This is a genomic window from Streptomyces sp. NBC_01707 (genome assembly GCF_041438805.1).
In the GTDB taxonomy this organism is placed as follows: domain Bacteria; phylum Actinomycetota; class Actinomycetes; order Streptomycetales; family Streptomycetaceae; genus Streptomyces.
In genome coordinates, this window is record NZ_CP109190.1 from 1,089,002 (window position 1) to 1,110,655 (window position 21,654).

Below are 21,654 nucleotides of genomic sequence, written 5' to 3' on the forward strand. Positions count from 1 at the left end.
GTGTGCCGCTACTTCGCGTCGCCGTCGAACTGCGCTCGGTGCTCGGCCGGGGCGATCCAGTCCTGAGCGCGGCGCAGCCACACCTCAGCGGTCGGCTCCAGGCCCGTGGGATCGTCGAGGGTGCCGGCCTTGACGATGATGAGATCGGGCCGTTCGTGCAGGACGGTGAGGATGGGAGTGCCGCAGTCGCCGCAGAAGAGCCGGTCGCGCAGGTTGCCGTTCTCGACGCCGGTGGTCCGGTACGACTTGGGCGTCCCCTTGATGTCCAGGGCATCGCGTGCCACAAGGACGTTCACCGAGAATGCGGAGCCGGTGTGACGCTGGCAGTGGCCGCAATGGCACACGATGACGGCCTCGGGTTCTGCATCCAATCGGTAGCTGATCGAGCCGCACAGGCAACGTCCGGTGCGCGTGTGGCGGCTGGGGGTCAGATCGGTGTCGCTCATTCTCTGGGTCGCTTTCATTCGGGTCGCGGGCTTCTGACCGGCTGGTGGATCTTTGAGTGGGCAGAACAGAGGGTGCGTGCGCGGTATCAGACGCTTGTGGGGAAGGCCCGCTTCTTGCCGGCTATGACGGTGGCGGCCGCGGCGATGAGGAGGATCAGTGCCGCCCAGGTGATCGAGGCGGTGCCCAGCCCGGCGATCAGCAGACCGCCCAGGAAGCTGCCGACGGCGATGGAGGCGGAGAACACCGTGATGGTGATCGACTGGGCAATGTCAGCGGCATCCCGGGTCGCGTTGATCACCGCGCCCACGAACAGGCTCGGGGAACTGCCGAACGCGAAGCCCCACGCCGCGACCGCGACATAGACCAGGATCGGCACCCCCGACACCACGCCCAGAACGAGCACGCTGACCCCGAAAACCACGGTGCTGACCACCACCAGCGTGCGCAGGTGACGGTCGATGTTTGCGCCGACGACGACCACGCTGAGTACGGAGGTGACACCGAAGGTGAAAAGCACCCAGCCGGTCTGGCCCGACATCCCGACGTGAGAGAGCAGGTCGGTGACGTAGGTGTAGAGAAGGTTGTGCGCGATCATGTAGGTGGCCAGTGCGAACAGGATGGGCCGCAGCCCGGGGATGACCAGCACCTCCGAGAGCCGGATACGGGTCTCGACCGGCTGTCCGGGCAGGTTCGGGACGGCCGCCAGTACCCAGGCCATGGTCAGAGCTGTAACGGCGGCCGAGGCGTAGAAGGCGAGCTGCCAGCCGCCGATGCTGCTCAGCAGCGTCCCCAGCGGGATTCCGAGAGCCAGTCCGATCGGGGTTCCGGCCAGGGCGACAGCAATGGCGCGGCCCTGCCGTCCCTGCGGGGCGAGGCGGGCGGCGTAGCCGCCGAGCAACGGCCAGATGAGTCCGGTGCCCAGACCCGCGACGAAGCGCAGCGCCATCGTCAGCGTGTAGTCGCTGGACAACGCGGTGAGCGCGTTCGAGACGGCGACGACGGCGAGGGCGAGTTGTAGAACGTGCTTCCGCCGCCAGGTGGCGGTGGCCCGAGCCAGCGGGATGGCGCCCAGGGCGGTGGCCAGCGCGTACAGCGTGACCGTCTGGCCGGTCAGCGAGACGCTCGTGCCCAGCGTGCGGGTCATCTCCGGCAGCAGACCGGCCGGCAGACATTCGGTGAGGATGCTGATGAACCCGGCCAGAAAGAGGCCCAGCAGGGCCCTTGTCGGCAGGCGATTCTGCCGCGCAGTCGTCGGAATCGGTGCTGGGATTGTGGTGACAGTCTCGGTCATGGTGCTGTTCCAGGGGCGGTCGGGGAGCCCTTCCGGGCGAGTGATGCCTGACAAGAGACGAAGCCGTCGATCAGGACGATTCGAGAGTCCATCGAGCGCGCGGGGTTAGCCAGACACTCACTTCGTCTACGTCACGCGGAGCTATCACTGACAGGGACAGGCTGAGCTGCACAAATCAAGCAATACTCGAAACATGGCAACCCACCACGCCGCCCATACCGGCGCTTCCCGGGCTGCGAAGCCGGCCCCGGAAGCAGAACCTCAGCAGCAGCCGCACGAGGATCTCGACCCACGCGCGGAACTGAGCGAGTTCCTGCGTACCCGACGGGATCGCCTCAAGCCGGCCGACGTCGGGCTCACCGACTACAGCCGACGGCGCCGTGTCCCGGGTCTGCGACGCGAGGAACTGGCACAGCTCGCCGGTGTGAGCGCGGCGTACTACACGCGATTCGAACAGGGCAACGCGCGCAACGCTTCCCGCGAAGTGGTGGATGCCATCTCCCGCGTCCTCAGGCTCTCCGACGCCGAGCATGCCCACCTTCTGCAACTGGCTCAGCTCAAACGACACTTCGCGAAAGGCGTCGAACCCCCACGCCAGCAGGTCAGGCCCGAGGTACGAGAACTCCTGACGGCCATGGAGGGCGTGCCGGCCTACGTATGGGGCCGCCGATCCGACGTGCTGGCATGGAACCAGACCGCCTCCGCCGTCTTCGGTGACTGGGCAGCCAGAGCTCCCCAGGACCGGAACTGGGCCAGAATCACCTTCCTCGACCCCGCGTCCCGCAAGCTCTTCACGGACTGGGACACCAAAGCCCACGACGTGGTGGGACAACTGCGGCTGGGGGCGGGTCTGCATCCCGACGACACACTGCTCGCGTCACTGATCGGTGAACTGTCCATGAAAAGCGAGGACTTCGGCAAGCTGTGGGCCGCGCACGACGTCAAGAGGAAGACCCACGGCACCATGCGCCTGACGCACCCGCTCGTGGGCGACCTGACCCTGCGCTACGAGACGCTCGCACTCCCCGGCGACCAGGAACAGTCCCTGAGCACCTACCATGCCGAACCCGGGTCGCCGTCCGAGCAGGCATTGCGCCTGCTGGCCAGTTGGGGAGCAGACGCAACCCAAGAACGGTCCCCCGACAGGTGAACACTGAGTCTCGGTGGTCGATGTGTGATCTCCGGCCGTCCGACGAGGGCATCGTGAGCCGGGTCGGGACTGCGATCGATGGGCACCAGGGTTCCGTCCAGTATGACGAACGCCTTGGTGGTCGCGACAGTCACCGCCTCCTCGAGGGTGGGTGCGCGTTTGGCCAGGACCTCCACGGCCTCGGTGATGTACCGGTAGACGGTGGCGATTCCGATATTGAAGCCGGCGGCGAGCTGGGCGTAGGTGTCACCGCACCGTAGATGGGCCAGGGCGAGCAGAGCCTGGCGGCGACAGGTCAACCGCCGCCACCGGGTGCCGATGCGGCGCCGCCGGGCAGCCAGTTCACGCGACAGCAGGCGTAACCCGGAGCTGGACAGATCGATCGCCGATGGATACACAAGCACACGAAGCTCCTGGAAGTCGGTGTCGGGTACTGCGGTTCTCGTCATCAAGAGCTTGGCCGACCTCGGCAGCCGGAAGAGAACCAGGAGGCGAGTGCACACCCGTGGATGCCCAAGTCATGGTGACCTGGCAGTCGGGCGACGTGGGTGTCGCCGGCGAGGTTCTGTCCAGCGGCGGTTGGCAGGCGCTGCGTGACGTGTCGGAGTGGCGAATCCGAGAACGGAGCTTCTTCGGTGACGTCACCCTGAGGGTCAGTGACACCGAGTTCCGGTTTCCGCGTGTCGCCATCGTCGACTTCATCATGTCCTGGCGCTTCGGCTTGGAGCAGCTGGCCCTGAGGAGCCAGGGGCATGTTGAGCTGGCGGACAACGGGGAGCGAGTCAGTCTGATTTGTGATGCCTCCACTGTGGTGCTGTCGTCTCCCTACGACCAGCGATCAGCGTCCTGCCTGTTCGTCGACCTCCTGGCTGCGATCCTCAGGTTTGCCCAGACCGCCTTGGACGAGGTGACGCGGGCCTACCCGGACCTGCTGGTCCACGACCTAGTAGAGGGTCTGTTCCGTGGCCTCGGGATGAGAGGGCTTGGGCGGGAGCAGTATCAACGCCACAGCGCAGCCGCAGCAAAGTGCCGCAGCCGCGAAGCATGACGAGCGGAAGCTCACGGGCTCACCTTGAGGACATCCCACAGCAGGAGTGGTCCCGCAGGCGAGAGTCTCTGGCGGCAGAGTGGAAAGGGCTCAATGAGTGGCGGCGGCTCTCAGATCCGCTGGAGGTCCATTGGAGCCGCCACCGTCCGACGACGTTGAATTCAGCAATGGATGTCAGAGACTTTCTGAGCTGTAGCGCTACCTGGATCGGTCAACGCGGGTCATTGGGCCTGGCCTCTCGGTCTCACAGCTACCGCGGGCCAGGAGGGTGACGCACCTGCTTTCACGGACAGGTCGGAGGAAGCGGAGCACAGGCGAAACGTCGGGCGCATCCGGATGGGCGGGGTGTTGGCCCAGCTGTAGGTGCGCCGTACGTGCTTCTGCACGCCCTATCCCTCATGCGGGTGGCGAATGGCATCATTGCTGCCCATGACCTCCGGGCCTGGCTTCCGCCTCGTGCGCGCCGCGGTGTTCGCCGCCGTGTGCGTGGCAGTGACGGCTCTCGGACACGCCTTGATGTCGCAGGCGGTTCCGGGTTGGGCGGTGGGCTATGCGTTCGCCGCAACGACTGCGGGAGCGTGGTGGCTGGCCGGTCGTCGTGAGCGTGGTGTGCTGGCGGTGACGGGCGCGACCGTGGTGACCCAGATCGCCCTGCATGGCTGGTTCCACCTCGCCCAGGCCTTCGTCGCCGCACCGTCGGGTGTCGGCGAGATGGCTGCCGGCCATCAGTCTTCGGCCGCCGCGAGCGCGATGCCCATGAGCACCGCCGCTATGGGTGGTTGGTCCACCGGCATGTTCACCGCTCACGTCCTGGCCGCAGTCCTGTGCGGGCTGTGGCTGTGGCGCGGGGAGGCCGCGGCCTTCCAGCTCGGCCGATCCCTGGCCATGTGCCTCCTGGCTCCACTGCGCCGGGCCTCACGCGTTCAAGCCGTCGTCACCCTGCCCGCCCCTGCGACACCCGCGTCCTCCCACGTCCCCCCACGCCTGGACCAACAGGCGGCCCTGTGTCACGCCGTCACACGGCGCGGCCCGCCGCAGCCGGCGATCTGCTTCTGACCGTCCGTCTCGCTCATTTGCGATGACGGGCGCAGTCCGGCGTGCCCGCACGCACCGCTCACCCGGCGCCTTCCCACGCTCGGGCTGCAGGCGTGCAACGCCGTACCGCCCTTGAGGCGGACTGAATCGTCGACTTCACGAGCGCCCGCGCCCAACGTGCCGGGTGCCGATTGGGGATGCACGCATGTCTTCAACACAGGAACAAGCACCAAGAGACGACCGCGACGAGGCCGCGGTGGCGGTCGCGGAGGCTGACGCCCCTGCAGCGCCGCAAACCACCTCGGAGAGCGGCCCCGTACAGCCTGGCCGTTCATGGAAGGGCGTAAGGGCGTTGCTCGTGCGGCTGCACTTTTACGCCGGGGTATTCATCGCGCCCTTTCTGCTCGTGGCCGCCCTGACGGGGCTGGCCTACACCTTCACGCCCCAGCTCGACCAACTCGTGTACGGCGACCAGCTCAGCGTGGCCAAGGTCGGTGACGAACCGCGCCCGCTCGCGGAGCAGATCGCCGCAGCCCGCGAGGCACACCCAGAGGGCACGCTCTCCTCGGTGATAACCCCACCTGACCCGGAGGACACCACGCGAGTGGTGCTCTCCCTGCCGGAGCTGGGCGAAAAGCAGCGCACGGTGTTCGTCGACCCTTATACGACAGAGGTCAAGGGTGACCTGACCACGTGGTTCGGCTCGACGCCGCTGACCACTTGGCTGGACGACCTGCACCGCAATCTGCACCTCGGCGAGACCGGCCGCCTGTACTCGGAGCTCGCCGCCAGCTGGCTGTGGGTGATCGTGGCAGGGGGCCTCGTCCTGTGGCTGGGACGCGCCCGCGGGCAACGAACCAAGTCGGCGCGCGGTGTGCTGCTGCCAGACCCCTCCGCCCGGGGTGTACGGCGTACCCGCAGCTGGCACGCAGCCACCGGCGTGTGGATCGCCGTCGGCCTACTCGCCCTCAGCGCCACCGGCCTGACCTGGTCCCACTACGCCGGCGACCGGTTCGGGCAACTGCTGGATGCGGCCAAGGGGCACGCCCCCGAGCTGGTCACCTCACTGCCCGGCGGAGCCGAAGCGACCGAGGGCGAGCACGCAGGGCATGCGGGACACGGCACGGGCCAGGGCGCGGTGTCGACGGACCCCGCCGACTTTGATGCGGTCCTGGAGGTGGCCCGCGACGCCGGACTGGGCGGCCGGGTCGAGCTGACGCCGCCCACGGACGACGCGAGCGCCTGGACCGTGGCCCAGGACGACGACCTGTGGCCGGTCCACTACGACCAAGTCGCCGTCGACGCCACCAAGGGCGAGGTCACCTCGGAGAGCAGGTGGGCCGACTATCCGGCCCTGGCCAAGCTCAGCAAGCTCGGCGTCCAGGCCCACATGGGCCTGCTGTTCGGCATCGTCAACCAGATCCTGCTGGCGCTGATCGCGATCGGCCTGATTTGCGTCATCGTGTGGGGCTACCGGATGTGGTGGCAGCGCCGACCCATGCGTGACGACCGCACTGCGGCACTCGGCAAGGCCCCTGCACGAGGTACGTGGCGGCAGCTGCCCCTGCCGGTGCTGATCATCGGCATCCCGGCCGTCGCCGCACTCGGCTGGGCCCTGCCCCTGCTGGGCATCAGCCTGCTCGCATTTCTCTTCTACGACATAGTGATCGGCCTCTACCTGCGGCCCCCGAGGGCCTGACGGTGCAGCGGAAGACGAAATGTGAGTAACCGGAGGTTGCCTGCTTGCCGGGGGCGGTGCCCATGCTGTCGGGGCATCTCTCCCGGTTGGCGGCGAACAGGAAACGGGGCTCACGGTGCGCACGTGTGCCTGGCTGAGCCAGCGCTGTTGCATGAGTACCGGGTTCCCTATGGTCCCGCCCGGCTACCTCACTGGCACCAGGGCAGCCGGGTTTCTGGCTTCGGCTGCGCGAACCCAAGGAGAGGGAGCGTGCCATGACGACCACTAATGTCAGTGCGCTGCAGTCGGTGGCGACGTTCTGCGGGAATTGCAACTGCGGCTGCCCGCAGTTGTTCGTGGATCCTGCTGCGCCTGTCGACCGGCGGATTGTACTGACCGATGATTTCGGCCAGCGCGTGCAGATGAGTGCCGATCAGTTTGCGTCGCTCATCGAAGAGGCGAGGGCAGGCAAGCTGGACGGTGTGGCCACGGCGTGACCAATGCTGCAGGCGCGCGGTCAGGCTTCGGGCCTGGTCGCGGGCGCCTGTCTCACCACGGCCGCCAGTCCGGCACGACGAACTGGCCGTGGGCACCGCAGTGCGCGGCACCGGCCTCAATGCCCGGCTCCTTGACACGATCACCGAGGATCGGTCCGACGGCCGCTGCTGGCTGCTGACACCGGCCCGCGCCCGGTCCGCCGTCCTCTTCTACGAACGGGCCGGCTGGACCGCGGCCACCCACCCCACCCCCTCCGGAGCCGAACACGCGGCCTTCCTCGGCCCGCGGCACCCGGCCCGCGCCCTCGCCCCTCGTCCCCTGTGACCCGTCCGACCGTGGAGCGCCACCGCATGCGTACTGCAATATCCGAACCCGCGCTCTGGACCGCGGAGGCGTGCGAGCGAGGCGACCTGGGTGAAGCTCGGGAGTCCGACGGCCTTCTTCTGGCGAACCGGGATGCTCTGCTGGCGCGGGACGAGGCAGCGTTGGATAAGCGCGAGATTCCGCGGCCGTACTGAGCTGGTGGGCGCCGCCAGCTTGGGAAGCTGAGGTGATCCAGGGCTGATTCGCCCGCTGAGCTGGTGAAACGAGGAACCACGGCCCGCGTGGGCGCTCGCGGCGGAACCCTGCTTCGCCCGTTTGATGAGGTCCATCCCTGAGGCTGGTTGTCGTGCAAACCTAGGCTGGCCGCGGTGCTGAGCAGCGCGGGGGAAGCGTGACCGTACCGGGCTTGTGCTCGAACTTGTCCATCACGAGCCACTCGTCCAACTCAGGGTCGTAGAGATTCTGGACTCCGAATTGCAGCACCTGCCAGAACGTACCCCGATCCTTCTGATCGACGTAGATGTCGCCCAGCGCAAGGGGGAACCGCAGGAAATTCCCCGGAGGCCGCTTAGGCAGCACGACACCGACCCTCCAGTGGTTCACGTGCCGGTCCGGGTGCTGCTGGAGGATCTCCGGCCCGACGAACCGTGCGCCTCGGAGTACCTGGTTCAGCTGGTCGAGGTCGAAGCCCGGGATCCGCGAGCACGGATGTTCGGTCAGGCCGGGCCACTTGTAGGTCAGCGTGTATAGGCTGCCGTGGTAGATCAGGTTGGTGAACCAGATCGGGTACTGCGGGCCGCCCGCGATCATCTGGCTGTCGCCGTTTCTCCCCTCCCAGGTGAACGGGACCGTGACGCCCAGGTCCCGGACGATCCACTTGCCCTTCCCGCGAAAGTCTCGAGGAAGGTGAGGCGGACGCGGCGTGGGCGAGCTGGGCCGTTGCTCCGCCACGGGCGCGAACGACTGCGCGACCCCGGTCTGCGTTCCGGTACGGGTCGGCGGCAGCATCGCCGTGACAAGAGCGATCATTCCGGCAAGAGCCGCCGACGTTGCCGCCCGACGTGTGAGTGTCCAGCCCATGGTCTCCCTTTACTGTCGCGTCAGTCGCCGTCGTGGCGCGGGGTTGGAACACAGAGATACACCCGGTCACTGTTCCCGGGCGCAAGACCGCACCAAGTGGGACATTCTCTATCAGACGGCAAGGGGGTTGACGCTTAGGCGAGCCGCACGCCCCGACTCGGCCAGGCGGGGGCGCGCCATTGTGAGGGACAGCATCGCCCATTCGTGTCAGGTCCGCAGTTGCGCCTGGTCCTTCTCTATCGCTGCGTAGCCGGGCACGGATGGCCACCGAACAGTCAGTACCACCGACTCTTCCTCCGCGAACCATGAGTGATCGACTCCGCGCCCCCACACGACGTAATCACCCTGCTCCTCCAGAAGGACGCTGCGGCCGGGCAGTTCGACGCGGAACCGGCCGCTGATGAGAACCAGGAGAGCCGTGCGTTCCTCGCCCCTCACCCACTGCGATCGCTCATCGGCACGGGGGTGAACGCCCCATTTGATCTCCAGGGCCTCGCTGTGGCGCGGGTCGCCAACGTCCTTGAAGTGCCCGAGAAGCCATCCTCGGTCCAGTGCCGCATCCTTGCCCGCGTTGCCCACGTACACGCTGTCATTCACGTGGCCGCACGCTAGCAGCCGCTCTTGTACTCGCAGTCAGCGCTTTCGATACACCTAGCACGAGTTCGCCACTCCGGAACCTTCGTTCGTACCGGGCAGATGGATCACCAGGGCATCTCACCGTGACGGTCACGGAAGGTTCCGGTCGGTCCGTCCGCCCCGATGGTGGCGAGTTCGACGATCGCGTCGGTCCCCTCGGTCACTGTCTGCGGGCCGCTGTGCCCGTTGAAGTCGGTGGCGGTGTAGCCCGGGTCGGCCGCGTTCACTTTCACGTCCGGCCAGGACTTCGCGTATTGCGTGGTCAGCATGGTCACGGCAGCCTTCGACGCGGTGTAGAGCGGCGCGATGGCCCGGCCCTCGACGCGCCCGGGGTCGTGGGTCGCCGCGAACGACCCCATGCCGCTGGAAACATTGACGATGACCGGGTTCGCGGACTTGCGCAGCAGGGGCAGGAATGCGTGCGTCACCCGGACGATCCCCACAACGTTGACGTCGAACACCTCGCTGGCGTCAGCGGCTGTGATCTGGTTGGCGGGGTTGTGTGTCCCGAGGACGCCGGCGTTATTGATCAGGACGTCGATGCCGCCCTCGCGCGCCCCGACGTCGGCGGCGGCCGCAGCCACCGACGCGTCATCCGTCACATCGATCTGGATAAAACGCGCACCGAGTGTTTCCGCGGCCGCCTGGCCGCGCTCTGGATCACGAGCGCCGATGAGGACGGTGTGACCGGCCTCGATCAAGCGGCGGGCGGTCTCATACCCGAGGGACTTGTTGGCTCCTGTGATGAATGTTGTTGTCATGCGTTCACTCTCAAACCGTGACGAGAGGACAACCAGTACCCTCGGCGACGGTAGGACGGCCAGTACCAGGCACATCGGCTGTCCGCCGGACACAATGGTCGAGTGGACGAGACCCTTGGCACGGCATTGCGCCGCTGGCGCGACCGGCTTTCCCCCCTCGACGTCGGGCGGCCTGCGCGGCCCGGACGACGTGCGGTGGGTTTGCGACGCGAGGAGCTGGCCGAGCTCGCAGGGCTGTCGGTCGACTATGTGGTGCGGCTGGAGCAGGGGCGCGCCACGAGTCCTTCGGCGCAGGTCGTCGCGAGCCTGGCCAGGGCGCTGCAGCTGCAGCCCATGGAGCGCGATTACGCCTACCGGCTGGCCGGCCTCCTTCCTCCCCAGGAGGGGACGATCTCTACGCACGTTCCAGCGGGGGTTCAACGGATGCTGGCTCGCCTCGGGGAGTTCCCCGTGGGCGTGTTCAGTGCCGACTGGACCTTGCTGTCCTGGACTCCCGCATGGGCAGTGCTGCTGGGCGACCCCAGCGCACGGACACACGTCGAGCGGAACCTGGCGCGGGCGGTCTTCGCCGCAGGGCCCAGAGGGCTCGCGGCCTGGCCCGTGCTCCAGGACGGCGACGCCCTGGGCCCCGCCCTCGTCGCCGATCTGCGCACGGCTCTCATCGACTACCCCCGTGACCGTGGCCTGAGCGACCTTGTCGAGGAACTGCGGTCCACCAGTGCGGAGTTCACCCGGCTGTGGGACGAGGGTGCGGTCGGTCCCCACGTCTCGGCTCGTAAGACCATCGTGCACCCTCAGGTCGGCGAGGTGACGTGCGACTGCGATGTGCTCACCGTCCCTGGCTGCGACGTCCGCCTCGTCGTGTACACGGTGGCAGCGGGTTCCGTCGATGCGGAGAAGCTGGAGTTCCTGCGGGTCACGAACGGCGCCCGCGCCGACGGCTCCTAGCCTCCGGTGCCCGGTCTGTTTTCCACGCCGTGACAGGATGGACGGCTGATCCCGCTGATCCCCAGGCGGGGTGGTCCGATGGGCCGGCGGCCGGAAAGGGCCGGGGGTAGCGGCGGGATGTACACGGCCAAGTGGTCGTCTGGCTCTACGGTGACGCCATCGGCGGCTCCTTCCGCAGCTCGTTGCCTGCCCTGGACCGCGCCGTCAATCGGTAATCGCCGAAACGTCAGGGGCGTCTGGTGAGTTGCCGGCATGACGGGGGAAGTCTGCGCGGTCAGCCCACCACGGTCACCAACCCCAGCGCCACGAACACAACTCCCACGATCCCGAACCAGATCCTCATACGGTCAGGACTCTTCCAGGGTGTCCCCCATCGGGTCCTCCGCGTAACCACCACGTCCGCCCAATCCCACACCCACAGGGCTACGTTGCGGTAATCGCAGGCCACCACTATCAATGCACTTCCAACGAGTAGTTCAAGCACCCCGCGAAAGATCAACGCCGTTCCCTTTCCCCTGTCCCAAACGGCTACCGTCGCCGTCGCGGCATTGTCGCAGTCGCCGCCACGGGAGACCCGCGCTCTTCAGACGTAGCCAGCGAGTGGCACGCGATCCGCGCGAGGGCGGATCTCCAAGACCCTGCACATCCTGCGCCTGGCCGACGAGCCCGGCTACCGGCGACAGATCAAGAGCCAAGCGAACCTCCAGGAGGGCCGCCGCTTCCCCCTCGCCCGGAAGATTTTCCATGGCCGGTCCCGGCAGCTCAGCGCTACCAGGACGGCATGGAAGACCGAATCGGGGCCTTGGGCCTGGTCCTAAACGCGTTGGTGCTGTTCAACACGCGGTACATGGACGCTGCGGTGAGCCAGCTGCGTGCGGACGGCTTCGACGTCCGTGACGAGGGCGTGGCCCGCCTCCCGCCCTTCGTGCGGCATCACGTCAACATGCTCGGCCGGTACTCCTTCCAGCTTCCCGACCTACCCGGCGGCCTACGTCCGCTGCGCGATCCGGACGCCACCGACGAGGAATAACCCGGTCCCGCGCCGCCGAATGGGAGGATCCTGGAGCTATGGCCAGGAGGTACGTCCGGCGGTGCGCATAACGAGATCTCCGGCAGAGCCTGGAATTCCCCAGCCCCGGTTACCAGAGCTGGGCGACATGTGCTCCGCAGGTGGCCGCAAGCGGGGTGGAGCGGTTCTTCGGGCAGATGTAGCCCGTCAGGGCTGCCGGGTCGATGGTTTGCTCGTGCATTGCGCGTTCTGCTCTGGTCCGGTTGTGGCGGACCAGCTGGCGAGCAGCTTCAGGCCGTCCTCAGCGGCGGTTTCGGGGGGCGCGCTGTAGACGACCACGCTCAGGCCGCTTTCGTCCGGAAGGCTCACGGTCTCCTGATCGAGTTCGAGGTCGCCGACGAGCGGATGGTTGAGGCGCTTGGTGCTCTCGCGGAAGACATGCACGTCGTGGGATCCCCACATCACGCGGAAGGTGTCGCTGCGGGTGGACAGTTCACCGATCAGGTTCGACAGTTCCCGGTCGTAGGGACTCTTCCCCGCCTCGACGCGCAGCGCGCCCACGGCGAAGCGGGTCATGCGCTCCCAGTCGGTGTAGAACCGCCTGGCTGCTGGATTGAAGAACGCGAACCGGGCGACGTTCGCCCCGCAGGTCGGGTCGGCGTACATCTCCGAGTACAGGGCCCGGCCCAGTGGGTTGGCGGCCAGCGTGTCGAGGCGGTTGTTCATCACGTATGCCGGCATCCCCGGCATGCCTTCGACGATCCGCGCCACGCTCGGCCTCACCGTCGGCCGGACCTCCCGCTGCCGTGCCCGCGCCACCGGCGCCGGCCCGGCAGCGCGGGCGAGGTCGTACAGGTACATGCGCTCGGTGGCATCCAGCCGCAGGGCGCGGGCCAAGGCGTCCAGCACGCTGTCGGAGACACCTTGGAGGTTGCCGCGCTCCAGGCGCGTGTAGTACTCGACGCTCACCCCGGCGAGCGTGGCGACCTCTCCCCTGCGCAGTCCGGGCACCCGCCGCTGACCGTAGGTCGGCAGGCCCGCCTGCTCGGGGGTGATCTTGTCGCGTCGGGAGCGGAGGAAAGCGCTGACTGCGTCCCGGTTGTCCATGACGACAGGGTAGGCAGGCCACGCGAGCGGTGGGGGACCCTGCCAGTACCCCTCACAGCAGAAACTCCCCCGTCACGACCTTCTGCCGTTGCATGGTGCGTGCCCCAATCCTCTGGGGCCCGACCGGTGCGAGGACGCATGTGCTCCCCGGGCCGGCCGACCTTTCCAGTACCGGAACAAAGCTGAAGGGCACGCAAGATGAGCAACCAGATGAAGACGCTGGCGGAGAGCCCCGCGCAGGTCGTGCGAGGGCTGTATGACGCGCTGAGCAAGGGCGACGTGCCGGGTGTCCTGGCCAAGCTCGCCCCCGAGGTGATCGTCGACGAGCCGACCCAGCTCCCCTACGGCGGCGTGCACCAAGGCCGCGAGGTGTTCGTGCAGTCGATCCTGGGCGCGATGATGGGCTACGCCAACGTCGCCCTCACCGATGCCGAGGTGGTTGAAGGCCCGGCCGGCGTCATCGGAAGGCTCACCGGAACGCTCACGGCCCACACCACCGGTGAGGAGTTCCCGCTGACCATGGTCGAGATCCACCAGGTCGAGGACGGCACGGTGCGCAAGATCGACGTCTACACCAAGAACCCCCACGAGCTCGCCGCGTTCTACGCGCGCGCCGAGGCGGGCACCCGCTGACGACGGCACCTCGACAAGATTCCGGCCGAGTTGCCTCACGGCAGCGCGAGCAACTCGGCCGACTCATCCCCAGCCCAGGCCCAGGCCGTCGCATCGATGACCCCTGTCCGCATCAACGACATCGCGACCAGTCACGCGCACCACACAGCGAAGGAAAATCATGACCACCACCCGGTCGTGGCTCGTAGCGGTTGACCTCGCGCAGCTGCTCGCCGGTCGGTGGATCGAGGTCCCGGAGCCGTTTGAGTCCTCGCCTCACCAGGATGCGGTGGGCGGTCGCCGGCGCGACGGTGATGCCGTGCAGCCGCTGTAGGTCGGCGGCGAGTCGCGCGGGGCCGTGCTTGGTCTGCCGCCGCAATGCCTCCACCAGGTCAGCGGTGTCCTCGGGGGTGCGGGCGGGGCTGATGGCGAGGCAAGAGGAGTGGTCGAGCAGTCCGTTCTCGCCGTGCGCGGGCCGGCGGGCGTCCCAGTTGGCCAGGCAGCGGCGGGAGATCCCGGCTTCCGCAGCGACGTGCGCGATCGGACGTCCGGCGTCGATCCGCAGACACGAGCGCAGACGTCCTTCGGGGGTCAGCGGTGCGTTCCGATGTCCCCTGCCGGTGGCGCTCCTGGACTCGGCAGCCGCGTTCACCGGGAGCCCTGGGATCTCAGGGCTCCCGCGTGAGCTGTGTGTGGCGTCATCGTGCGAACTTTTCGATGGCCGCTGGGGTGACGGGGGTGAAGAAGTTGACGAGGTTGCCGTCGGGGTCGCGGAACAGCAGCGACCGGTTGCCCCAGGGCATCGTGGTGGGCTCGGTGACGAAGTCGGTGACGAAGCCGGTCAGGTTCAGGTGCACGCGGTCCACGTCGTCGACGAGGAACTCGGTGATCACGCTGTGGTTGTCCGCCGGGCGGGCAGAGCCCGGGGCGAACAGCGGGACGGTGCGGGTGCCGGCGATCGCGAGGGTGGCGCCCGCGGTCTTGAGTTCGGCGAAGTCCTCGGTGGCCCATGTCACCGCCGCCCCTGTGGCTCGCTCGTAGAACTCGACGAGGCGCGCTACGTCGCTGGTGATGATGCGGATCGAGACGAAGTCCATGGGAATCTCCTTGGCTGTGCTGGAGGCGTGCACGTCGCAGGCTAGGAGAAATAGTGGACAGAATCGGTCCTGTATTCGCGTTAGGCTGCGAACATGCCTCGTCCAACCGCCCGCGTGCTGACCCTCCTGGAGCTGCTGCAGTCGGGCGGCACCCGGACTGTGGCCGAACTCGCCGACCGGCTCGGCGTCGAAGGTCGCACCGTGCGGCGGTACGTGAACCAGCTGATCGACCTGGACGTGCCCGTGGAATCGGTGCGCGGCCGCTACGGCGGGTACCGGCTCGCCCCCGGGTACCGCTTGCCTCCCCTCATGCTCAGCGACGACGAGGCGCTGGCCGTGCTGCTCGGCCTGGTCGCCGGCCGCCGAGCGGGGTTGACGACGACGGAGCACACGGCAAGCGAGACGGCATCGGCCAAGATCCGGCGGGTGCTGCCCAAGCACATCGCCCATCGGCTCGACACACTCCTGGAAGCTCTCGCCTTCACGGACCAGCCTGGCGAGTTCGACGCCGCGGACGCCGAGGTCCTGCTCACCATCGCCGATGCGGTGCGCCACCGCCGACCGGTCTCGATCCGCTACACCGACGGCGACGGACGGCGCAGCGAACGCACGCTGCACGCGTACGGGATCGTCGCCCATGCGGGCCGGTGGTACGTCACGGGCAAGGACGCCCAGATCGGCGAGGACCGAACCTTCCGGCTCGATCGCATCGCAGACGCGCGGGCCCTACCTGGCTCATTCGAAGCGCCCGTGGGCCCCGCTCCAGCACAGCGCGTGCTGTCGGGGTTCGCCACGGCCGAGTACCGGCATGAGGTGATCTTGCGGATCCACGGGACCGTCGGGCAGATCCGCGCCCACCTTCCCGCCAGCGTCGCGAGCCTGGAGGAGCACGAGCCCGTGGCAGGCGAGGACCGGGCAACCGAGCGCTGGCTGCGCGTCCAGCTGCGGGTGGAGCGGCTCGACTGGTTGCCTCCGGTACTCGCCTCGCTCGACCGCCCGTTCGTCATCGAGCGCCCCGATGAACTGCGCGACCTCGTCACCGCGCTCGCCGATCGCCTCACGTCCTACGCCCGTCAAGCCTGACAGCGAAGAACCAGTGTCATGAGATGGAACAGTTGACCGCTGCTCAAAATGGTCGACAAACGCTGTCACTGAAGGGGCTCTGGCACAACTTCCGCCCCACGGGCGCGGGGACGACCACAGAGAACTGGTCGCCTGCCTTGCGCAGCAGGGAGCTACCCCCGCGGGCGCGGGAACGACGACGTGCTGAACCAGCACTCCATCATGTTCCAGGATCTACCCCCGCGCCTGCGGGGGTTGCTCCCGACCAAGTTCCTCGTCACCTGCCACACCGAGGTCGTCCCCGCGTCTGCGGGGGTTGTTCGACGCCTGGCCCCAGGGAGCACAGAGATTGCCGGCACGCGGACCTAAGGTTCCGGATGTGTACAAGCTCGAGGACGGCACCGTCATGCAGTGACGGAACGCGTCCAAGTCGGGCGGCGGGACAATCGACATCGCGCCTGGATCCGGCGGCAAGGTATTGAAGGTGCACCTTCCCCATGCATGAGATGACAGCCCTCAAAGACGTTCTTATCGAAGGTCTCGACGATTGGGTCCCAATCGATCAGCTGCTATGGGCCGCGGGCGAATATCCGGCAGGTCGCACACGGCAGGAGCGCCTCGTGGAGCTGCTGCGGTACGCGCTGTCGAGCGGTCTCATCGAGGTCGGCGAATTGATGGAAACGGGCTTTGTAGCATGGACTGGAGATGCAGATGAGCAGGTTCGCCGAGTAACTGCGGACCTGGACCGACTCGACTGGGCACCGCAGCTCGGTAGCTCAGTTTGGCTCTCCAATACCGCCAAGGGTGATGAGTTGGCCCGCCGGCAGAGCGGGTAACAGCAAATCGGTTCGGCCAATGTGGGGCCTGGCAATCTTTGGCCGGGCCACCTAAACCACGAAGCCTCCACCAATCCGAGCGCCATGAAGCGCTGGCTCGCCGAGGGCTACGAAACATCCAGTCCCGGCGGGACGTTCGACTCCGTCTCCGAGCGCTTCCTCGACCGGCACCTCTCGCCCTCCCAGAAGGCAGCCCTCCTGCGGGCGCTCAAGGACACACGGGGCATCCGATATCGGGGCAACGCCGAGGATCGCGCGGGCCGGGTCGGTGCCGCCTTCACCGTTGGATCACGATACGGAGGACTCCCCAAGGAACAGACCCTGCTGTTCGACCCGAGAAACGGGAACCTCCTCGCCTATGAGGAAGAAATCACCGACGACGGGGGCAAGTTGAACGTCAAGTCGCCCGCCGTCGTCCTCTGCATCACCTACCTATAACCCTCCGGTGCGGGGCTGCAAGGCCCCACCCCGACACGGCCCACAGACAACAGATCACACAAGGCTGATCCACCTCATGATGTGAGCCGGGCAGAAGTGACTGCGCTGGGCGGGCGGCGAAGAAAAAGGGAAGGCGGGAACCAACGGGGTGTTGGCAGGATGTCCGAGCTCAGCACCCGATGGGAAAGGACCCACCGACTATGGCTCGTGCCATCACGTTGATCCGCTCTGCCTCCCTGTCCGACGTGGCCGAATACGCCTACGCGGCCACGGCGCCCGCCGAGTCACGCCTGATCTTCCTCGCCGGGGCGTGTCCGCTGAACGATGACGGCTCCACGGCAGCGATCGGGGACTACGCGGGTCAGGCGACGAAGGCCATCGAGAACATGCAGGCGGCCCTCGCTGCCGCAGGTGCATCGCTCCAGGACGTCATCAGCACAAGGGTCCTCGTCGCATCGGCCCGACGAGAGGACCTGGTGGCTGCCTGGAAGGTAGTCCGGGACTCGTTCGCTGACCACGACGTCCCCAGCACCTTGATGGGCGTCACCGTGCTCGGCTACAAGGACCAACTCGTCGAGATCGAGGCCGTCGCCGCCGTGCTCGATTCTTGAGCCCACTGGCCCCGGTCTTCATCGATCGCCTGCGATAACCAGAGGTCAAGGGGCCGCCTACAGCGTCGGGCCTGCTGATCGTGTGCCCCGGAAGGGACAGCACCCCCGAGCGCGCCAAACCCGGGGTGATCGCCGCCCGGTTCCGGCACTACGAATCCCGCGACGGCCGGCCGCTGCTTCCCGAGCATCCCAGTGATTGCGGGGCGTTCTGCGCCCCGCAGTGGAACGGCCCCAGGGGGGCAACGGTCTGCCGGGCCTCCGCGGCAGCGGGTGTCATCTCTGTTCGAGATGACAGACATCATGATTCATCTCCCCCATCGAGGAAGCATCCGGCCCGTGGCGACGCTGGACCAGACAGCCGAGCAGCCGAGAGCCGCACGGTCGCCGTCCAGCCCACCGGGACTGCCCCGTCGGTTCCCGTCACGAGAGGGTCCTGTGTCCGCTTTTCCCGCTCCTCAGTCCCCGCAGCGACCCGCCTCCGCCGAGTCCGCCCACAGCGTGCCGGGATGGCTGGTGGGGCTGCTCGCCGTGGGCTCGGGCATGACCGTGGCCAACCTGTACTACGCCCAGCCGCTGCTGTCCTCGCTCAGCCAGGTCTTCCACCTCGACACGGCCACGGCCGGCGTGCTGATCACCGTGACCCAGATCGGCTACGTGGTCGGCATGCTCTTCCTCGTGCCGCTCGGCGACCGGCTGGAGAAGCGCCGACTGATCTCCCTACTGCTCGCCGTCGCCACCGTCGCGCTCGCGGTGGCCGGTTTCGCGACCAGCTTCCCGATGCTGTTCGCGGCGTCGCTGGTCAGCGGCGCCACATCGGTGGTCGCCCAGATCCTCGTCCCGTACGCCGCAAGCCTCGCGCCCGACCATACCCGCGGCCGCATCGTCGGCCGCGTCATGAGCGGCCTGCTCGCCGGCATCCTGCTCTCCCGCACAGTCAGCAGTCTGGTCTCCGACGTCGCGGGCTGGCGCTACGTGTACTTCGGTTCCGCGGTCCTGATGGCGCTCCTCGCCCTGGCACTGCGCGTGGCACTGCCACAGCAAGCCCCCACCACGTCGCTCGCCTACGGCCAGGTGCTGCGCTCCATGTTCCGGCTGGTGCGCACCCACCCCGCGCTGCTGCGCCGGGGGCTGTACCAGGCAGCGATGTACGCCGCGTTCAGCGCTTTCTGGACCACCGTCTCCTTCGTGCTCACCGGGCCGCGGTTCCACTACTCGCCGATCGGCGTCGGAGTGTTCGCGCTCGTCGGCGCCGCCGGTGCCGCGGTGGCACCGCTGGCCGGCCGCTGGGCGGACCGCGAGCTCGCACGTCCCGTGACGGGCATCGCCTTCGTCGTGGCGGCGCTGGCCTTCGCCGTGGCGGGATTCGGGCAGCGCCAGGTCATCTTGATCGCCCTCGCAGGGATTCTGATCGACGTGGCCGTGCAGACCACCCTCATCCTCGGCCAGCACACCATCTACCGGCTCGACGCCGGCGCCCGTTCGCGGCTCAACAGCGCCTTCATGGCCGTCTTCTTCGCGGGCGGCGCACTCGGTTCCCAACTCGGGTCGCTGGCCTACCACGCCGCCGGCTGGACAGGGGTGAGCGTCCTCGGATCCGCTCTGCCGCTGATCGCCCTGGCCTACTGGATGAGCGAGCGCCGCTCCGGCCGAAAGGCTGCCGAGGCCACGACCGCGGCGGCCTTGATCCGGTAACGCCCCTCACCAGCCCGCCCGCCACGCCCCGGACCGTCGGACCGGGCACGGCGGCGGCCGCTCGCAGGGTCGAGGCACGTGCGCGGGCCCGCTCCGCGCCTCGCTCACCCCGCCGCCGTGAGGGGGGTGATGTGCCGTAGCAACGCCTCGACCGCGGGGGACATGGTTCCGCGGCGGCGGACCACCATGACCTTCCAGGCGGGGGCATACTGCACGAACCGGCGGACGACGAGATCCGGAAAACGGGCCGCGACAGACGCCGGCATGATGCACACCCCGAGGTCGTGCCGGACCAACTCGGACGCCGCCACGATGTCGTTGACCTCGAACACCGTGGACCGCTCCACGGCGGCGGCCCTGAAGGCCCGGTCCACCGAATAGCGAACGGCCCAACCGGGCAAGAAGTCCACGAAGGGCATGCGGGAGATCTCGTCGAAGGTCACCATGTCGTCTTCGGCGAAGGCGCGCGCGGGCGACGACACCAGCAGCATCTCCTCGCGTGACAGCAGGCGGGTCACCAGTCCCCGTTGCTGTTGCCGGTCGAGCGCCACCACGGCGAGATCCACCGTGCCCTCGCTCAGCGCCTGCCGGACGTTGGCCACCGGTGCCTGCTGCAGACGCACGCTCACCCCGGGGTGCTCCGCGCGCAGTCCCGCCAGGGCACGGTGCAGGCCGGCCCAGACACCCTGCATGATGGCTACCGTCACGCGTCCCCGCACCTCACCTCGTACAGCGTCGACCACCGCTCGCGCCTCCTCGGCCGCGCGGAGCGCCGCACGAGCGGCGGGCACGAACGCCTCCCCCGCCGGAGTCAGCGACACGCGGTGCGTGGTCCGCTCGAACAAGGCACTGTCCAGTTCCCTCTCCAGCGCCCGCACCGTGCCGGACACCGCGGACTGCACCACGTGCAGCCGCTGCGCCGCCGCCGTGAACCCGCCCTCCTCGGCGACCGCAACAACCACCTCCATCTGCCGCAGATCCATGCGAACCGCCACCGACCCTTTCCCGTCATCCGACCCAGGCGATCATCTCCAATGGCGATGACCCGCCCTCTCCAGCATCGCATCCGGTGCCAGCCTGCGCCGGAGGGAACCACGTCCCTGGGCGGGCTCGTGTCCGGGTACGGGTGGGATCGAAATGGGAGAGAAGTACGAAGGGGGTTTCCCTGTCCGGGAGCCTCGGCACGCCGGAACTCCCGTGTCCCGCGCCAGTTGGAGGGAACCCTCCAACCGCCCCCCACCGCTGCTTGCGGTGGGGGGCGGAGGCACGAGCGCTGAACCTGACCTCCTATTCGGTGCGCAGGGCCGTGGCGGTCCGGGCCCTGGCGGCCCAGCCGGCGGGCAGCAGCGCCCCCAGGGTGGCGATGAGCACTCCGCCGAGTGCGAGCGGGAGCAGCTCGGCCGCGTGGTAGACGGCGACGACGGAACCGGGGAGGCGGAGCCCCACGCTGTCGCCCATCGCGGGGATGACCCAGCCGTGAAGGGCTACGCCGAGCGGCACGCCCAGAGTGCCCGCGACCAGTCCGGTCACGACGACCGAGGTGATGACCATCGCGATGGTCTGCCGGGGGTCATGCCGAGCGCCTTGTGGACACCGAGCTCCCGGACGCGCTCGCGGATTTCGAGCAGTACGCCGTTGAGCACGCCGAGCGCGGCGACGGCGACGAGCATCAGCGTGAGGATCAGCGACAGCGCGTTCAGCGTGACGACCATGTCGCCGCCGGCGTCCAGCCCGCCGGCCCGAGCGGTGGCCCCCAGCGGTGCCAGGTCCCTGTTCAGCGCGTCGACGTAGCCGGTCAGGTCCGTGCCTGGCGTGACGGCGATGTGATGGCTCGTCTCCGTCAGGTCGGGATGTGCGGACGTGAGGGTCGAGACGTCGGTGAAGACCTGCATGCCGTCGTTGCGGGGGTCGAGGGCCTCGCCGACGATCCGGACCGTGACCGGCTCGGCCAGGCCGTTCAGGGTGACGGTGTCGCCGATGCGGGTGCCGGTGGCGGCCAGGAAGGGGGTCGGGACCACAGCTTCGCCGGGCTTGTCGATCCAGCGGCCCGAGACCGTCTTGTAGCCGCCCCAGGACGCGTCGCCGGTGAAGACGATCACGTCGACGGTGCCGGTCAGGCCGGACACGGTCGCCCGTACCGTAGCGGCGCCGTAGTACTTCCCGGTCCCGGCGGCGGCTTCGACGGCCGTGGCGACTGCAGCGGGGTCGACGTCGGGCTGCTTCTCATGGCCAGGGTCTTGGGGTCCGAAGTCCGGCAAGGGCGCGGGCACGACGACATCGGCGACGTCGTGGGC

Annotated in this window: 25 protein-coding genes and 2 pseudogenes; 15 read left to right on the top strand and 12 right to left on the bottom strand. The window is 68.1% G+C overall.

Annotated features, from left to right (window positions below; translation table 11 throughout):
* Positions 1–8 precede the first annotated feature (8 nt).
* A complete protein-coding gene (locus tag OG963_RS05015; protein ID WP_371798544.1) occupies positions 9–446 on the bottom strand; it encodes a GFA family protein in 438 nt (145 codons plus the stop codon).
* A gap of 86 nt (positions 447–532) precedes the next feature.
* Positions 533–1,738 (bottom strand): MFS transporter, encoded by a 1,206-nt coding sequence (locus OG963_RS05020; protein WP_371798545.1) that lies wholly within the window; start codon positions 1,736–1,738, stop codon positions 533–535.
* A gap of 193 nt (positions 1,739–1,931) precedes the next feature.
* Between OG963_RS05020 and OG963_RS05025 the strand changes: the two genes are divergently transcribed.
* Complete coding sequence (locus tag OG963_RS05025; protein WP_371798546.1) at positions 1,932–2,888, top strand: helix-turn-helix transcriptional regulator; 957 nt, start codon at positions 1,932–1,934, stop codon at positions 2,886–2,888.
* A gap of 71 nt (positions 2,889–2,959) precedes the next feature.
* Here the strand turns inward: OG963_RS05025 and OG963_RS05030 are convergent.
* Positions 2,960–3,292, bottom strand: a pseudogene (locus OG963_RS05030) (transposase family protein); the annotation flags it as partial.
* Between the two features lie 101 nt (positions 3,293–3,393).
* Here OG963_RS05030 and OG963_RS05035 point away from each other — a divergent pair.
* The 6 genes from OG963_RS05035 to OG963_RS05060 all read left to right on the top strand — a co-directional run bounded on the left by OG963_RS05035 (position 3,394) and on the right by OG963_RS05060 (position 7,665).
* Positions 3,394–3,936, top strand: coding sequence for a hypothetical protein (locus OG963_RS05035; protein WP_371798547.1), 543 nt, complete (start codon positions 3,394–3,396; stop codon positions 3,934–3,936).
* Positions 3,937–4,365: 429 nt separating this feature from the next.
* Positions 4,366–4,992: a hypothetical protein gene (locus OG963_RS05040; protein ID WP_371798548.1), complete on the top strand. Its 627-nt coding sequence runs from the start codon at positions 4,366–4,368 to the stop codon at positions 4,990–4,992.
* 184 nt (positions 4,993–5,176) lie between these two features.
* Positions 5,177–6,670 carry a PepSY-associated TM helix domain-containing protein gene (locus OG963_RS05045; RefSeq protein WP_371798549.1) on the top strand — a complete coding sequence of 498 codons (1,494 nt, stop codon included), beginning with the start codon at positions 5,177–5,179 and terminating at the stop codon, positions 6,668–6,670.
* Between the two features lie 254 nt (positions 6,671–6,924).
* Positions 6,925–7,146: a hypothetical protein gene (locus OG963_RS05050; RefSeq protein WP_371798550.1), complete on the top strand. Its 222-nt coding sequence runs from the start codon at positions 6,925–6,927 to the stop codon at positions 7,144–7,146.
* Positions 7,147–7,234: 88 nt separating this feature from the next.
* Positions 7,235–7,471: a GNAT family N-acetyltransferase gene (locus OG963_RS05055; protein ID WP_371798551.1), complete on the top strand. Its 237-nt coding sequence runs from the start codon at positions 7,235–7,237 to the stop codon at positions 7,469–7,471.
* Between the two features lie 26 nt (positions 7,472–7,497).
* A complete protein-coding gene (locus OG963_RS05060; protein ID WP_371798552.1) occupies positions 7,498–7,665 on the top strand; it encodes a hypothetical protein in 168 nt (55 codons plus the stop codon).
* Between the two features lie 160 nt (positions 7,666–7,825).
* On the opposite strand, the gene OG963_RS05065 is transcribed toward OG963_RS05060, so the two are convergent.
* The 3 genes from OG963_RS05065 to OG963_RS05075 all read right to left on the bottom strand — a co-directional run bounded on the left by OG963_RS05065 (position 7,826) and on the right by OG963_RS05075 (position 9,948).
* The gene (locus tag OG963_RS05065; RefSeq protein ID WP_371798553.1) at positions 7,826–8,500 is read right to left on the bottom strand and encodes a hypothetical protein; all 675 of its coding nucleotides are present in this window, start codon (positions 8,498–8,500) and stop codon (positions 7,826–7,828) included.
* A gap of 258 nt (positions 8,501–8,758) precedes the next feature.
* Complete coding sequence (locus OG963_RS05070; protein ID WP_030935008.1) at positions 8,759–9,148, bottom strand: hypothetical protein; 390 nt, start codon at positions 9,146–9,148, stop codon at positions 8,759–8,761.
* A 104-nt stretch (positions 9,149–9,252) separates the two neighbouring features.
* Complete coding sequence (locus tag OG963_RS05075) at positions 9,253–9,948, bottom strand: SDR family NAD(P)-dependent oxidoreductase (RefSeq protein ID WP_371800266.1); 696 nt, start codon at positions 9,946–9,948, stop codon at positions 9,253–9,255.
* A gap of 102 nt (positions 9,949–10,050) precedes the next feature.
* On the opposite strand from OG963_RS05075, the gene OG963_RS05080 reads away from it, so the two are divergent.
* Positions 10,051–10,896, top strand: a complete 846-nt coding sequence (locus OG963_RS05080) for a helix-turn-helix domain-containing protein (protein WP_371798554.1) — start codon at positions 10,051–10,053, stop codon at positions 10,894–10,896.
* A 620-nt stretch (positions 10,897–11,516) separates the two neighbouring features.
* Positions 11,517–11,926: pseudogene (locus OG963_RS05085) on the top strand (Tn3 family transposase); the annotation flags it as partial.
* Between the two features lie 186 nt (positions 11,927–12,112).
* Here OG963_RS05085 and OG963_RS05090 read toward each other — a convergent pair.
* On the bottom strand, positions 12,113–13,012 hold the full coding sequence (locus OG963_RS05090; RefSeq protein WP_371798555.1) for a helix-turn-helix transcriptional regulator: 900 nt from the start codon (positions 13,010–13,012) through the stop codon (positions 12,113–12,115).
* Positions 13,013–13,210: 198 nt separating this feature from the next.
* On the opposite strand from OG963_RS05090, the gene OG963_RS05095 reads away from it, so the two are divergent.
* Entirely contained in the window at positions 13,211–13,645 is a 435-nt protein-coding gene (locus tag OG963_RS05095; protein ID WP_371798556.1) for a nuclear transport factor 2 family protein, read from the top strand.
* A gap of 112 nt (positions 13,646–13,757) precedes the next feature.
* Here OG963_RS05095 and OG963_RS05100 read toward each other — a convergent pair whose 3' ends face one another.
* On the bottom strand, positions 13,758–14,276 hold the full coding sequence (locus tag OG963_RS05100) for a helix-turn-helix domain-containing protein (RefSeq protein WP_371798557.1): 519 nt from the start codon (positions 14,274–14,276) through the stop codon (positions 13,758–13,760).
* 46 nt (positions 14,277–14,322) lie between these two features.
* Positions 14,323–14,721: a VOC family protein gene (locus OG963_RS05105; RefSeq protein ID WP_371798558.1), complete on the bottom strand. Its 399-nt coding sequence runs from the start codon at positions 14,719–14,721 to the stop codon at positions 14,323–14,325.
* 93 nt (positions 14,722–14,814) lie between these two features.
* On the opposite strand from OG963_RS05105, the gene OG963_RS05110 reads away from it, so the two are divergent.
* From OG963_RS05110 to OG963_RS05130, 5 genes are all read left to right on the top strand, one after another.
* Positions 14,815–15,804, top strand: a complete 990-nt coding sequence (locus OG963_RS05110) for a YafY family protein (RefSeq protein WP_093770913.1) — start codon at positions 14,815–14,817, stop codon at positions 15,802–15,804.
* A gap of 476 nt (positions 15,805–16,280) precedes the next feature.
* On the top strand, positions 16,281–16,619 hold the full coding sequence (locus OG963_RS05115; protein WP_093770910.1) for a hypothetical protein: 339 nt from the start codon (positions 16,281–16,283) through the stop codon (positions 16,617–16,619).
* Positions 16,620–16,703: 84 nt separating this feature from the next.
* Entirely contained in the window at positions 16,704–17,057 is a 354-nt protein-coding gene (locus tag OG963_RS05120; RefSeq protein WP_371798559.1) for a hypothetical protein, read from the top strand.
* 200 nt (positions 17,058–17,257) lie between these two features.
* Complete coding sequence (locus tag OG963_RS05125; protein WP_093770906.1) at positions 17,258–17,668, top strand: RidA family protein; 411 nt, start codon at positions 17,258–17,260, stop codon at positions 17,666–17,668.
* A gap of 435 nt (positions 17,669–18,103) precedes the next feature.
* A complete protein-coding gene (locus OG963_RS05130; RefSeq protein ID WP_371798560.1) occupies positions 18,104–19,360 on the top strand; it encodes an MFS transporter in 1,257 nt (418 codons plus the stop codon).
* Positions 19,361–19,464: 104 nt separating this feature from the next.
* On the opposite strand, the gene OG963_RS05135 is transcribed toward OG963_RS05130, so the two are convergent.
* The 3 genes from OG963_RS05135 to OG963_RS05145 all read right to left on the bottom strand — a co-directional run bounded on the left by OG963_RS05135 (position 19,465) and on the right by OG963_RS05145 (position 21,630).
* On the bottom strand, positions 19,465–20,343 hold the full coding sequence (locus tag OG963_RS05135) for a LysR family transcriptional regulator (RefSeq protein ID WP_093770904.1): 879 nt from the start codon (positions 20,341–20,343) through the stop codon (positions 19,465–19,467).
* Positions 20,344–20,647: 304 nt separating this feature from the next.
* Positions 20,648–20,911: a hypothetical protein gene (locus tag OG963_RS05140; protein WP_371798561.1), complete on the bottom strand. Its 264-nt coding sequence runs from the start codon at positions 20,909–20,911 to the stop codon at positions 20,648–20,650.
* The gene (locus OG963_RS05145; RefSeq protein ID WP_371798562.1) at positions 20,887–21,630 is read right to left on the bottom strand and encodes an ABC transporter permease; all 744 of its coding nucleotides are present in this window, start codon (positions 21,628–21,630) and stop codon (positions 20,887–20,889) included. The genes OG963_RS05140 and OG963_RS05145 overlap by 25 nt, the downstream gene beginning before the upstream one ends.
* Between the last annotated feature and the right edge of the window lie 24 nt (positions 21,631–21,654).